At 51.6% G+C, this 14,202-nt stretch carries 10 protein-coding genes; 8 read left to right on the top strand and 2 right to left on the bottom strand.

The genetic code is table 11. The features are described 5' to 3' along the window. The 7 genes from WN53_RS01250 to WN53_RS28535 all read left to right on the top strand — a co-directional run bounded on the left by WN53_RS01250 (position 1) and on the right by WN53_RS28535 (position 12,027). On the top strand, positions 1–711 hold the full coding sequence (locus WN53_RS01250) for a C40 family peptidase (RefSeq protein WP_024486955.1): 711 nt from the start codon (positions 1–3) through the stop codon (positions 709–711). Continuing rightward, positions 711–1,361 (top strand): tail assembly protein, encoded by a 651-nt coding sequence (locus tag WN53_RS01245; RefSeq protein ID WP_024486954.1) that lies wholly within the window; start codon positions 711–713, stop codon positions 1,359–1,361. The genes WN53_RS01250 and WN53_RS01245 overlap by 1 nt, the downstream gene beginning before the upstream one ends. Before the next feature lie 57 nt (positions 1,362–1,418). After that, positions 1,419–6,905, top strand: coding sequence for a TipJ family phage tail tip protein (locus WN53_RS26705; protein ID WP_052754304.1), 5,487 nt, complete (start codon positions 1,419–1,421; stop codon positions 6,903–6,905). Next, positions 6,902–7,273 (top strand): hypothetical protein, encoded by a 372-nt coding sequence (locus WN53_RS01235; RefSeq protein WP_152526604.1) that lies wholly within the window; start codon positions 6,902–6,904, stop codon positions 7,271–7,273. Before WN53_RS26705 ends, WN53_RS01235 begins: the two co-directional genes overlap by 4 nt. Next, a complete protein-coding gene (locus WN53_RS01230) occupies positions 7,254–7,439 on the top strand; it encodes a hypothetical protein (RefSeq protein ID WP_024485309.1) in 186 nt (61 codons plus the stop codon). Before WN53_RS01235 ends, WN53_RS01230 begins: the two co-directional genes overlap by 20 nt. A 48-nt stretch (positions 7,440–7,487) precedes the next feature. Further along, positions 7,488–9,614, top strand: a complete 2,127-nt coding sequence (locus WN53_RS26700) for a phage tail fiber protein (protein WP_052754303.1) — start codon at positions 7,488–7,490, stop codon at positions 9,612–9,614. A 238-nt stretch (positions 9,615–9,852) separates the two neighbouring features. Continuing rightward, positions 9,853–12,027: a phage tail fiber protein gene (locus tag WN53_RS28535; RefSeq protein ID WP_152526602.1), complete on the top strand. Its 2,175-nt coding sequence runs from the start codon at positions 9,853–9,855 to the stop codon at positions 12,025–12,027. A 136-nt stretch (positions 12,028–12,163) separates the two neighbouring features. On the opposite strand, the gene WN53_RS01210 is transcribed toward WN53_RS28535, so the two are convergent. Then, complete coding sequence (locus WN53_RS01210) at positions 12,164–12,901, bottom strand: class I SAM-dependent methyltransferase (RefSeq protein WP_024485304.1); 738 nt, start codon at positions 12,899–12,901, stop codon at positions 12,164–12,166. 259 nt (positions 12,902–13,160) lie between these two features. Between WN53_RS01210 and WN53_RS01205 the strand changes: the two genes are divergently transcribed. After that, complete coding sequence (locus tag WN53_RS01205) at positions 13,161–13,616, top strand: GNAT family N-acetyltransferase (protein ID WP_024485303.1); 456 nt, start codon at positions 13,161–13,163, stop codon at positions 13,614–13,616. Positions 13,617–13,671: 55 nt separating this feature from the next. Here WN53_RS01205 and WN53_RS01200 read toward each other — a convergent pair whose 3' ends face one another. Further along, on the bottom strand, positions 13,672–14,199 hold the full coding sequence (locus WN53_RS01200) for a rhodanese family protein (protein WP_024485302.1): 528 nt from the start codon (positions 14,197–14,199) through the stop codon (positions 13,672–13,674). Positions 14,200–14,202 lie beyond the last annotated feature (3 nt).

Genomic DNA, 14,202 nt, shown 5'->3' with positions numbered 1-14,202 from the left:
ATGCAGGCTGAAATCATGCAGGCCATCTGTGAGCATGCCGCGGCGGAATATCCCAATGAGTCCTGCGGTTTTGTGGTGCAGAACGGGCGTAAGGCGCGTTATCTGCCGTGCCGCAATGTGGCGGAAAACGCGTTGGATAACTTTGTCATTTCGCCACAGGAATACGCGCAGGCGGAAGATCAAGGCGAGATCATTCGCATCATCCACAGCCACCCTGATGTGCCCGTATTGATCCCATCGGAGATGGATCGCCTGCAGTGCGATCACTCGGGCATTGTCTGGGGCATCGTCTCGTGGCCCGAAGGGGATTACACCGAAGTTGTGCCACGCGGTGAGCGCCCGTTGGTTGGGCGCAGTTGGCTGTTGGGGCATGCCGACTGCTGGTCATTGATCCGGGATTACTATCGCCAGGAACACGGCATCGCGCTGAATGATTATTCGGTGGAGCATGAATGGTGGATCGACGGCAAAACCCGCCTGTATGACGATCATTGGTACGAAGAAGGATTCCGGGAATATCAGGGGCCGATGCGCGTGGGCGATATGATCATGATGCAGGTTTCAGCCCCGGTTACCAACCACGCGGGCGTCTATCTGGGGGACGGCATGATGCTGCACCATCTGTTCGGCCAGCTCAGCCAGCGTTATCCCTACAGCGGATATTTTCAGGAGCGGACGGTACGCGTAGTCCGCAGGAAGGAGCTTCTATGATGCAAACAACAAGACTGATCCGGTTGGGTGGCCAACTGGGCAAAAAGTTCGGTAAAACTCATCGGCTGGTGGTGGCGGATACTCGCGAAGCGCTGCGCGCGCTGTGTATCACGCTGCCCGGATTTGAGAGCTTTATGATGAATGCCCATAAGGACGGCGTGCAGTTTGCCTTCTTCAATGGCCCACAAAATATCGGCCTGGCCGAGTTTGCTACCTCTAAAGGCAGCGCTGATATCCGCATTATGCCGGTGATTGCGGGGAGTAAGAGTGGAGGGATGTTCCAGATTGTCATCGGCGTAGCGGCGTTGGTCGGGGCGTTCTATACCGCAGGTTGGTCGTTGAGTGCTTGGAGTGGTGCACTTGGCGCGTCGGGAGCAACAGCGACACTCAGTGCCTCCGCCGTGACAGCTGTTACTAACTTAACCCTGCTGGGTTCAACGATGGTACTCGGTGGTGTCATGCAACTGATGACGCCACAGCCGAATTTCGGCATGTCTTCGTCACAGTCGGTGGAAAACAAACCCTCCTACGCCTTTGGCTCACCGGTCAACACCACGGCGCAGGGCTACCCGGTGCCGGTGCTGTACGGCGAACGGGAAATCGGTGGTGCGGTGATTTCCGCCGGTATTTACGCTGAAAACCAGCAATAACCCCCTTTAGGGCATTTTTCTACAGGTCGCATTCGCGACCTTTTTTGTGGGCGCAATATGACAAAGTTAACTATTCATGGGCGCAAGGGCGGTGGTGGATCGGCGCATACGCCGGTTGAAGCTCCCGATGATTTGCAGTCCAACGCTAAAATCAAAATCCTGCTGGCGCTGTCTGAAGGTGAAATTGCCGGTGAGTTAGACGGCACCCGCATTCTGCTCGACGGCACCCCGGTACATAACCCCGATGGCAGTGAAAACTTTACCGGCCTGAAGTGGGAGGTACGTAACGGTACCCAGACTCAGGATTATATCCAGGGCATGCCGGATGTAGAGTCTGAAACGCCGGTCAACGTCAAGCTGACCACCACGAACGTCTGGACCAAAACCTTCACCCGAACCGATATCGACGCGCTGCGTATACGCATGGGCTTCCCGGCGCTGTTCCAGCAGGAAGATAACGGCGATATGAACGGTTCGCAGGTGGAATATCTGATTGAGCTTTCCACCGACGGCGGAGCCTATAAAACCGTGGTCACCGGTACGCTAAAGGGCAAAACCACCAGCCTGTACGAGCGCGATCACCGGATTAATCTGCCAAAAGCGACCACCAGCTGGACGCTGCGCATCAAGCGCATCACCCCAGACTCCACCAGCAGCAAGCTGGTAAACACTACCCAGATCCAGACCTACACCGAGATCGTGGACGCCAAGTTCCGCTATCCCAACACCGCCTTGCTGTTTATCGAGTTCGATGCCCAGCAGTTCAGTTCAGTGCCGAAAATTACGCTCAAGCCGAAGGGCAAAATCATCCGCGTGCCGACCAACTACGATCCGTTGGCACGGACCTACAGCGGCAATTGGGATGGCAGCTTTAAATGGGCCTGGAGCAACAACCCGGCCTGGGTGTTTTACGATATCGCGCTGGACAAGAATTACGGCTTAGGCAACCGGGTTACTGCCGCCGAGATCGACAAATGGGGGCTGTACAGCATCGCGCAGTATTGCGATGAGCTGATTGATGACGGTTTGGGGGGCGGGGGCAAAGAGCCGCGTTTCCTGTGCGACGTGTATATCCAGTCGCAGCAGGATGCGTACACCGTATTGCGTGATATCGCCGCCATCTTCCGCGGCATCACCTACTGGGGTAACGACCAACTGTTTGCCTACGCGGATATGCCGCGCGATGTGGATTTCGTTTATTCGCGGGCTAACGTCATCGGTGGTGAATTTGCCTATGCATCGGGTTCTTACAAGAATCGCTATACCTCGGCGCTGGTGAAGTGGGGCGACCCGGCCAACCATTATGCCGACGCGGTGGAAGCGGCTTACGATAACGAACTGGTGAAGCGCTACGGCGTTAACCAGACTGAAATCACCGCCATTGGCTGCACGCGGCGCACCGAGGCTCACCGCCGTGGGCGCTGGGCAATCCTGAGTAATGCCAAAGATCGTACCGTCAGCTTTACCGTCGGGTTGGACGGCAATATCCCGCTACCAGCTCGGATCATCGGCATTGCAGATGCCATGCTGGCAGGCAAGACCAACGGCGGGCGCATCCATTCCGCGCAGGATCGCGTGGTGGTGCTGGATCGTGAAGTAGCGTTTGGTAAAGGCGATCGCCTGATCGTCAATCTGCCAGACGGCACGGCGCAAACTCGCACCATCGCCAGTATCGCGGCTGACAAGCTTACGGTGACGCTGACCGCACCGTTCCGCCAGCAGCCTGAGCCTGAAGCCGTCTGGAGTATCGATTCCGACAGCCTGGCGATCCAGCAATTCCGCGTGGTGTCGGTCCAGTCCAACGATGATGGCACCTTCGCCATTAACGCCGTTGAGCACGATCCGGATAAATACACCTTTATCGATAACGGCATCCGCCTGGATGCGCCGCCAATCACCGTCACGCCACCAGGAGCGATGCCTGCTCCTGCGAATATCAGCCTCTCGCGCTACGACTACGTCAGCCAGGGGATTAACGTTGCCTCAATGCGGGGGCAGTGGCGTGCTGTGGCTGGCGCGGTGACCTATGAAGCCCAGTGGCGCAAAGATAACGGCAACTGGGTGAATGTGGGATCGACGCCTTCACTCGGGTTTGACGTTAACGGCATTTATGCCGGTAACTACGACGTGCGGGTACGAGCGGTGAATGCGGTGGGTGTTTCCTCACAGTGGGGTTATGCCGAGCCAAGCTATCTGGCAGGAAAAGCGGGTGTACCGCCCAAGATTGTCTCGTTGACGGCAACCAAGGATGTGGTGTTTGGCATCCAGCTTTCCTGGGGCTTTGGCCAGAACTCTGCCGACGGCCTGAAAACCACCCTGATGGTAGCCAGCCGGGCGGATTTCGCCGACGAACGCTTACTGGCCGATGTGCCTTATCCGCAGCACCGCTATGACATGCAGGGCCTACGTGCCGGGCAGGTGCTGTACTTCCGTGCAGCTTTTACCGACAAAACCGGCAACCAGTCCGACTGGAGCGAGTTTGTACGCGGGATGGCTTCGGACAGCGCGGACGTGGTGTTGGCGCAGATCGCACAAAGCATTACCGAGACCGAACTGGGCAAAGATCTGTTGGAGAAGATCAACAGCCTGCCTTCGGATCAGAACGTCCAGGATCTGGCCGAGAAGATCGCCCAGGCGCAGGCCGATATCGAGGCGAACAGGGATGCGCTGCAAGGGGATGTCGATACCCTGCAAGCAGCGCTGAACAAGGTTAACGCCGAACTGGCGGGCCGCAATGCCGATCTGAGCAATGCTGTCGACGTGCTGCAACAGGATTTGACGCAGCTGGGCAAAGCCGCCATCGAAAACAGCCTGACCATCGAGCATAACCGCCAAAAACTCGCCCAGGCCCAGGAGGCGCTGAATAGCGATATCAAGGATGCGCGCGGGGAAATTGATAGCACCCGAGCCAGCTTGGCGCGTGCAGATGCCGAACTGCAAGCCAAGGTCGATGCCCTTACCGGTGGCACCAACGCGGCAATGGCCGAGGTCGCTTCGCAGATCACTCAATTGCAGGATGATGATCAGCAACTGGCCAGCAAGCTAGACGTGGTGATTGCCAAGGCCGAGGGGAATACCGCGCAAATCGCGCAGGAGAAAGCGGCACGTGTGGATGCCGATGGGGCGTTAGCCAAGGATATCAGCTCGGTGAAAGCCACGGCGGATAATCAGCAGGGTTTGATTATCAAGCTGGAGCAGGCGCAGGCCGATGCCGATTCTGCTTTGGCTAAGGTGGAGTCCAACGTTTCCGCCAATGCCAAGGCAATCGGCAGCAACAAGACGGAACAGGACAAGGTTAACTCGCAGGTTACGCAGAAAACCGAAGCGCTGGCCGATCAGCAGAAAACGCAGGGCCAGCAGCTCAGTGGGCTGACTTCTGAGTTTAGTGAGAACCGAGCGGAGGTAACCCAGCAGCTGAAAACGCTGGCGGCGACAGACTCGGCTCAGGCCCAGCAGATTTCCGGTTTGCAGGCCAGCACGGGCAGTAACACTGCGGCTATCCAGGCAGAGGCGAAATCCCGTGCTGATGCCGACGGTGCGCTGAGCCAACGGGTTGACGTGATCCAGGCGACCAGCCAGGAAAACACGGCGGCCATCACCCGCCTTGGTATCGCGCAAACCGAAGCCGAAAGCAGCACGGCCAGCCTGCAACAGGCATTGGAGGCTACGGCCAAGGCGAATATCGAACAGGCGCTTAAGCAGGATAACGATGTTCAACGTCTGGACGAGAGCAGCGCCCGGTTAACCACGGCGCAAACCGTTTTCGCCGATCGGCAGCAGGCGCAGGCCCAGCAGATCACGCAGCTGGACGCGAACTTTGGTGATGTGTCTGCGCAGTTGCAGCAGGAGATCACCACCAGGGCCAGCGAGACCGGCGCGTTGTCACAACGCTTTGACCATCTGAGCGCAGATGTTGGCAGTAATCAGGCCGAGGTGAATCAGCGTTTGCAGGCGCTGGTGGATAGCGGCAGTGCTCAAGCGTCGTTAATTACTGGCCTGGGGGCAGCCAGTGGCGAAAATAAAGCGGCGATCGCCGCCGAATCGCAAGCGCGGACCACGGCGGATGAAGCGCTATCTCGGCAATTGAGTTCGCTAGATTCCACCGTGGGGCAAAATACGGCGGCCATCAACGAGCGGCTACAGACGTTGGCCAATCAAGACTCGGCGATGGCGGAGCAGATTGGTTCATTAACGGCGACCTCTGGCGAAAACAGCGCGGCGATCGGCGAGCTGAAGCAGGCACAAAGCGACTCGGCTGGTTCGCAGGCTTCGCTCAGCAGTTCGCTTGAAGCCATTGCCAAGGCGGATATCGAGCAGTCGTTAAAGCAGGCGGAAGACGTTATCAGCAATGACGTGGTCACCGCATCGATCAAGACCCAGCAGAACGTAATGGCGGACGATCAGCGCGCACAGGCGCAGCAGATAACCGAATTACGCGCGAGCTTTGGTGATGTTGATGCGCGCTTGATGACGGAACAGACGGTACGTGCGGAGGCCGACAAGGCGTTATCCCAGCAGGTGACAGCGCTGGTAGGCACCGTGGGGGACAACAATGCCCAACTCAATCAGCAACTGCAGGTGCTGGTGGATACGGACAGCGCCCAGGCTAAGCTGATTAACGACCTGACCAGCCGCACGGGAGCAAATGAGGCTTCGGTTACCGCCTTGAGTCAAACGCTTACCGATAACAGTAGCGCAACGGCTCAGCAAATTGGTGCTCTGCAATCCGCTACTGGTGACAATACTTCGGCGATTACCTCGCTGTCGAAAACCGTGACCGATAACCAATCGGCAACGGCTAACGATATCAAGTTATTGAATACCGCGGTGGGTGATAACAAGGCGGCAGTCCAGCAGGTGAGTTCTGCGCAGGCGACCTTGGATGGCAAGGTATCTGCAACCTGGTCGGTAAAAGTTGAAACCAGTAAGAAGGGGGAAAGCAGCGTTGCCGGATTGGCATTGGGGGTTGATGACGCCGGTAACCGGCAATTCCTGGTGCGGGCCGATCGATTTGCCTTGGTAACCAAAGATGAAGGCAATGTGTCTGTTCCCTTCGCCGTGCAAAATGGCCAGACGTTTATTAACTCGGCGTTTATTGCTGATGGGACGATTACTAACGCAAAAATTGGTAATGCGGCAATAACCACGGCCAAGATTGGTGATGCTCAGATTGATACCTTAAGAATAAAGGGGAACTCGGTTATTGTGCCTGCGGCATTTGAGTGGCAAGGCGGAGCATATGCTAATGATACTGAATATACCCTTATTGATGGCGTAGTATCGCTGGATTACGGTGCCCAATTGATTATGGTGGCAGCATTAAGACAAAGTTATTTTAATACCGAGAGACATACACGAGCGACGCTTTATTTGAATGGCAACCAAGTTGCTGAATTTTATGCTGGAGCACCTAATGATAGTCCTGTGATGATGGCGACAACCTATGCAGGTGCAGGTGTACATAGGTTTACCATAAAATGGTGGGCATGGAAGGATGTAGTTTTAAATAAAGTGACATTAGCAGTATGGGGGGCGATGCGATGAATGAAGAATTTACATTCTATGATGATATCGGAATGGTTAGGCAACAGGCAACATGTCGCCGACGGGATGCTGAGCTAACCGCGCAGCTTAATCATTGGTCTGTTTATGATGGTTATATTGATGGTGAGGTTTTCTATTTTTTGAATGGTATAAAGACGGCAAGGCCAGATTTAATCAGATTTGAAAATGGAAAATTAAAGGGCATACCTAAAGGTGAGACTTTCTTTATCGAACAGCAGGAGTTCATTTCTGATGGCACGGATGTTGAAATTAGCTTTAAGCATGCCGGTAGCTATAGTATTTCATCGAACCCATTCCCAGTGAAACGATTCGAGGTGACGTTTAATTATGAAATTAACGGTGAGTAAAGATTATAAAGAAGAGCGGCGAAAGGCTTATATGGATGTAGGGGAACAGCTTGATGCCATCTTGGAAGTGGCAAAACAGCTAAAAGAAAATGGGCTTGCGCTGCCTGAAAAAACCGAGCGTTGGATTGCTCATTGTATCGACGTTAAGTCATCAATAAGTAAATAGCTCAATATTAAATAAAAATTTTCGCTTCATTGCGAGGAGAATAACTCTATGTGGTACAAAACAGGTACTATCAATTTAACTGCTAATAACGCTACCGTAACTGGTACTGGCACCGCGTGGGCCGATACCAAGTTTGGCGTGATGCCAGGTATGATTTTGCTGGCACCGGACAATAAGCTGTATGAAGTTAAACAGGTGAATAGCAATACTTCGCTGACCCTGAACAGCAACTATGCCGGTACAACGGCCAGCGGGCAGAGCTATGCGATTATCACCACTTATGAAGGCGATATCAGCCAGTTCTCCGCCCGCTTTGCGGCAATGCTGACCTTCTTCCAAGGTAGCCGCAATGATACGGTGAGCTGGTTTACTGGCTCCGGGGATATGACCTTTACCAAGGATGATGGTACAAAACTAACTGTGCCGACGCTGGCTAAAATTCAGTCAGACTATTTGTCCAGGTCATCAACAGCGAATCAGCATGTCGCGGGTTCAGTTTCCTTCAGTCTTCCTATGGGGATGAGTCTCAGTACTTCCCAAGGTTTTTTGCCTAGGACACAAGGGGCTTGGGTCGGTTGGAATAGAGCAACTGGAGCCACTGGCGGCGCGACCAATGCAACTGATTTCGTGAACCATAAAGGATCTGGTTCAGGTGGGTTTAACTTCTGGAATTCAGATGGCGCTACAGCTGACCGCGTAGTCACTATTGGGAGTTCTGGAAATATATTACAGCGAGCAACTGTAGCTGGTAACACCGCACTTGTGCATAATTTTTACGCAAGTGATGACTCAGTAAAGGCATCGTTTAGTTCAAATACTGTCGATGGTTCACTTTCTATAAAATGGAATGGAACATCATATTCAATGAATCTAAGGCCGGATGGAACAATTACCATTCCTAATGCCTTATATATTGGTGCGACACCAGTCTTAAAGGCTGGTGAGTATGGGATAGGTGGCATAACTCCATTGTTAAATCCAGCAACGGTGATGGAGGAAGTAAAGAAAAAGCAGACGGGTAAGTATGCTGTAAACAGTGGTTCTACCGATATGCCGAGAGATGATGTGGCTTATTACTTAGACTGGTCGATGACGGCAACTTCAAGTGGGGGGCACGGGTTTTTATTAGCATCAGCTCTAGCTGATAAAGGAAGTGCTCAAGAAGGACTATATAAAAACACGCTTAGAAGTGGGAACTGGCAAGGTTGGTTGAAAGTAACAATGGATAACTCCATGGCTCAGATTATTGCGCCAACTATGAAGTCATGGGGCGGTTCAGCTGGTTATGTGAAATTAGCTGAATATGGCCCAACAGCCACTGGGGCTAGTGGGATATTATTTTCAGTATCAAATGGTCAAGGCTATGGTACACCTGGAATTGATCATAAACTTGTTTATTTCTCAACTCGAGGGGCCTCTAGTACGGCGTTAACCCCTAGAGGGCTGCAAGTTCTATCTTTTGGCTTAAATTATGTTGAAAACGTCAACCTTGTCTTCGGAACATTATACAATTCAACCACCGGTAAGTGGGAATTATGGATGAAAGGCCCAGGTTATAACGTACCCAGCATTCAAATTTTAGGGAATGTTAGTGGCACAGCAATCCTTGCTGGGATAACCTACAACAATGAGTCATCTTGGCAAACCGCAATGCCCGCCGGTCTAACTTTCGTTACCGAAACAAAAGCGCTAAGTGGTTTTAACACAACCGTGGACTCCAACGGTTTTATCAAAGCCGCATCCCCGATTGTGAAATTGTTTGGTGACGGTGTTAGCGAATTGAATGATGAAAGTCTGGGTATAACTACTGAGCGTGTTAGTCAGGGTGTTTACCATGTATCCGGCGTTCGTGGTTTTAATGCTGATGCTACTTGGGGCGGCGCTGGAAACGGCATCGAAATCCCGGTTGATGACAATAAGCGCCCATTAGTATGGATAGAGTCAAAAGTGTTGCCGGACGGCGATATTGAGATCCGCACATATCATCGTAGTTACGACACCGGACCATATTCAACGCGTAACATCGAGGCTATGGATAGCGGGGAAATCGATGATAAAAAGCAACCGATCTTTGTTGAGATGCCGGACGGTACTCCGATTGATATCCCTGAGGGGCGTTTTATTGATCTGCGCGTTGAAATGCCCGCAACTGATGAGCCTGAACCAGTATTTTAACCGGAATCAGCTCTGGCTCAATAGATGATTAGTAAAGCTAATCCAGAATTTAAACACCTTTATCAACTCATGCCAAAATGTAATTAAAAAATTGGTTATGTGTTTTTTAAGGAATTTTTTATTTTAGATGTATTTGGGTTTTCAGTTAAATTACAAATGAATAACTCGGAATAAGATAAGGTAATTTAATTCTCAATCCGAATCCGCTATGAGCGATTTTTATTTGGAGTAAATATTTATGTGGTACAAAACAGGCACTATCAATTTAACTGCTAATAACGCAACCGTAACGGGTACTGGCACCGCGTGGGCCGATGCTAAGTTTGGTGTGATGTCTGGTATGATTTTACTGGCTCCAGACAATAAGCTGTATGAAGTTAAGCAGGTAAATAGCAATACCTCGCTGACTCTCAACAGCAACTATGCCGGTTCAACGGCCAGCGGGCAGAGCTATGCGATTATCACCACCTATGAAGGTGATATCAGCCAATTCTCCGCTCGCTTTGCGGCAATGCTGACCTTCTTCCAAGGTAGTCGCAACGATACGGTGAGTTGGTTTACTGGTTCTGGGGATATGACCTTTACCAAGGATGATGGTACAACGCTAATCGTTCCTACCTTATCTAAAATTCAGACTGACTCAATTAGTACGACAAAAACATCTGATCAATTTGTTAATAGTAAGATCTTATTCAGTCGGCCATTAAGACTAAGTAGTGGAATAGATTCAGTTAACTACATCCCACCAAGCCAGGGTAGTTGGGTTACGTGGAATAGAATTTCTGGTACAGGTGCAACTGATATTATAAATCATAGAGGTAACGGTGGCGGAGGCTTTAGGTTTTGGAATACAGATGGAACAACGATAAATGCACTTGCTACTCTTAACGGTGGAGATGCGACTTTTAACCAATATGCGCCTGTCGGAGCTACCGCATTGACACATCGGTTTTTGGATTATAGCTCTGTAGAAAAGGGGGCTATCATTTCAAACCCGACTGACGGCTCAATGAGGATTCGATGGAATGGTACAGCATATTCTATGGAATGCCGCACAGATGGCTTAGTTTCCATACCAAAGGGACATGTTATATCAACAGCAATGTCAACGCCTCAGGAAGTTACTGATGTTATTGGCAGCAATAGTGCACCAATTACGTTTCGTGGAGCTGACTATGCTGGATTTGATAAACCTAATAATTACACTATTGGTACTTGGTATGGATTTTCCGTTGCACCTACAATTGGAAACAGTTTAGGCACTGGCGTAGAACGAGGGAAGCCTGTATTTTACGTTAATGCTCGTACAGGGATTACTTATGCGCTTAATGGGCTATATGTTGGTTCTTCACCAGTTATTACTGCTGGACAATATGGTATTGGTGGCGTAGCTGTGCCACTGCCGCTAGATACAGTATTAGATGATCTTAAAACCAAGCCTACGGGAAAGTATGGAGTAAACGCCAATGGTATAGGAATGCCTCGCGCTGGAGTTGCTTATTGCCTTGACTGGACGTTTACATCTAATGCAAATGGAGGGCATGGCACCTTATTGGCTTCAGCTATCATTACAGCACCTAGCTCGTATGATGAGGTATATCGCAACACTCTTAGGAATGGTGTCTGGCAAGGTTGGGTCAAATTGTGGGATGGGAATACTCTTTCAAATCCGATGCAAGTTGGTGACGCAGGGGTTGGCGCATATACCCCTGTTACAGTAGCAGCCCCAGATGGCGTCGGTGCTAACCAGTTCTTCCGTTTTGGAACAAATACCACCAATGCTCCAACCGCTGGGCCATGGGCGGGGATTATGGGAGGGTACGATGGAGCATCCCGTTTCCAGATGGCTTGGGCAATGGGCGGAGCAGCAGTAGATTTACGAACAAGAGTTCGTTCTTCAACGGGCGGCCATTCAGCTTGGCAAACAATTTGGCATACCGGCAACACCACCGTAGACGCCAACGGCTTCCTGAAAAAAGCATCACCCATCGCCCGTCTCTCCAGCAACCCAGAGAAAATGTCCGAAGAATTCTTGGATGGCTTTACTCTGTCCGGGCTGGCTGCGGTGAATGGTGAGGCTGCGGGCGTTACCGCAGAGCGAGTCTCCGTTGGCGTATACAAAGTGACGGGTTCGCTAGGTTTCGCGCTGGAAGGCTGGAATATCGAAGTCCCGCAGGACGTCAACGGTAACCGCCTATGCTTCGTCGCTACCGAAGCGGCCGAAGACGGTACTATCACGGTCAAGGTCAGCAAACGCCGCTTTGATATTGATACCGCAGCGATCGTTGCTGGGGATCCGATGGACATTCCAGAAGGGCGCTGGATCGATCTGCGCTTGGAAATGCCGCCGGTTGAGGAAGTTCAGAGCGAGTTAGAACCTGAAAGCCACGAAGGTGAAATGGCGAGCGAGTAAGTTGTACTGACAGTGAAACGGTGTTGTCCTGAAGTTGCCCAGATCCGTTTGCTGTGAATAAGCTTGGAAAGTATTGGGGGGAGGCAGCCTCCCCAATATTGGATGTTTTAACGATATTTAATAAAGCGAATAGGCATTACGCAGCGGGCTTTTGTACCGCCAGGATAAAGATCATCGGGCGTTCTTTTTCTTCATCCAGTGCCGGATTGTCGGCAATCTGCTGTGCCGAAGGACCCCACTCGTTCAGATAGCGGATGGTGAATCCCTGCTGGACCAGCAAATTGATATAGGTGCCCAGCATACGGTGCTGCTTGATCACGCCTTCCGCCAGCCAGTTGGAAATACGTTGCCCTTCTTGCTGATAGCCATTGATTGGCCAGGATTTTTGCCCTGCCTCATCCACCAACCAGCCCTGATGCTTTGGCGCAGTATAAATCGGGTGTTCGGCAGTAAAGATAAACTCCCCACCATTCACCAATGCCTGATAAACGGTTGCGAACAGCTTGCCGAGGTCTTCGATATAGTGCAGCGTCAGCGAGCTATAGATCAAATCAAAGCTTGCTGCTGGGAGCTGTAGCGCCTCCAGATCCTGCTGGCGGTATTCAATCGCCGGATCTTCGGTCATCTCTTTTGCCTTGCCCAACATCTTCTCTGAAAGATCCATTCCCAGTACCTGGGCTGCACCTTGCTCACGAGCGCTGCGGCAGAACCAACCGTAACCACAGCCAAGATCGGCCACCTTTTTGCCCTGCAAATCTGGCAGAATGCTGCGAATGGTTGACCATTCCGGCGCGCCATCTAAACCCTGCACCGAACGGCTTAGCTGCGCATAGCCGTCGAAGAAGGTTTGATTGTCATAGATATTTTGCGACATAACGTCTCCTGTATTATATAAACCGCATAACAGCGCGGCGGGTTAATGGTATTCGTTCAGCAAACAGACCGCCAACAAAAATAGGGCCTCTACCCCTTGTCTTTCAAGCTGCAGCGTTGTTACCTGCACTTGTCCACCCCAGTCACTTACAAAAGTAAGTTCCTGGGGATGATCAAGCTTGTCGCCTAGCTGCAACTTGAAATCCAAAGGGTATAGGTGTGTATTTATGAGCGTAAAACTTTGTCATAGAGGGGCTTAAGTGAACATTATTTCGGTGCGTCAGGAGCCAGCCTATCGCGATGTGGCTATCGATTATTTCCAGCGTCAGTGGGCATCGCCAGAGACCATGATGCTGTATCAAGACTCGATAACCCGTTGTATCGACGCGGTAAACCCGCTACCGCAGTGGTATTTGTTGCTGGATGGGGAAACGGTTGTGGGTTGCGCGGGTTTGATTACCAATGACTTTATCAGCCGCATGGAACTGTATCCGTGGCTATGTGCGTTGTACGTCGATGAGCATTATCGTGGGCAGGGCTGCGGTGCATTGTTGGTAAACCACGTAGCCAAGACCGCAGGCGAACTGGGATTTCCCCGTTTGCATCTGTGTACCGATCATGTGGGTTATTACGAGAAATTGGGTTTTAGCTTTGATGGGCTTGGCTATCACCCGTGGGGGGAGTCGTCACGGGTCTATTCGTTGGATCTTGCCTAGGGCGTAGGGGTTAAGCGGGCGCAGCATGCAGAGCCCCTACAAAAGAGTGATCGGGTTATTTGGGCTGGTTCCAAGGCATTTTGACCAACAGCGTCGCCATCCCGCAAAATCCGCTAATGCCGGCAAATAGCAATCCAGCACCGACAAAGCCGGACAACAGGAAGAACAGGGGAGAGATTACGTACCCCAAGATTGTCCCAGCGAGAATAAGGGAGCCAGCAGCAATCTGCACCTGTCGCATGATGGGGAGTGGCTGGTTGTTACCCTTGACGACAGCCAATCCCTGTTGCTTCCAACCGTTAATACCGCCTTCAAGCAGATAAACCTTGGCAGGCGTTGCGGCTCCTGCCAATAGCGCTGCGTTTTCTGCCGTACGGCGGCCAGACTGACAGTGAAAAATCACCACATCCTGTTCGCTAACGGCCTGTGGTTTGCCACCTTTCTCTATTTCAGGCAGCGATAGTAAGCTGGCTTGGGCAATATGCTCGTGTGCATACTCATCCATTCCGCGAATATCCAGCAGCTGCGCTCCCTGCATGATTATTTTTTGCGCTTGCTGGGCAGTTATCGTTTCTATGTTCATGGT

Origin of the sequence: Serratia fonticola, from assembly GCF_001006005.1 — a bacterium.
GTDB lineage: Bacteria > Pseudomonadota > Gammaproteobacteria > Enterobacterales > Enterobacteriaceae > Chania > Chania fonticola.
The sequence above is the reverse complement of the archived record's forward strand: the minus strand, read 5'-3'. Positions and strand labels throughout refer to the sequence as shown.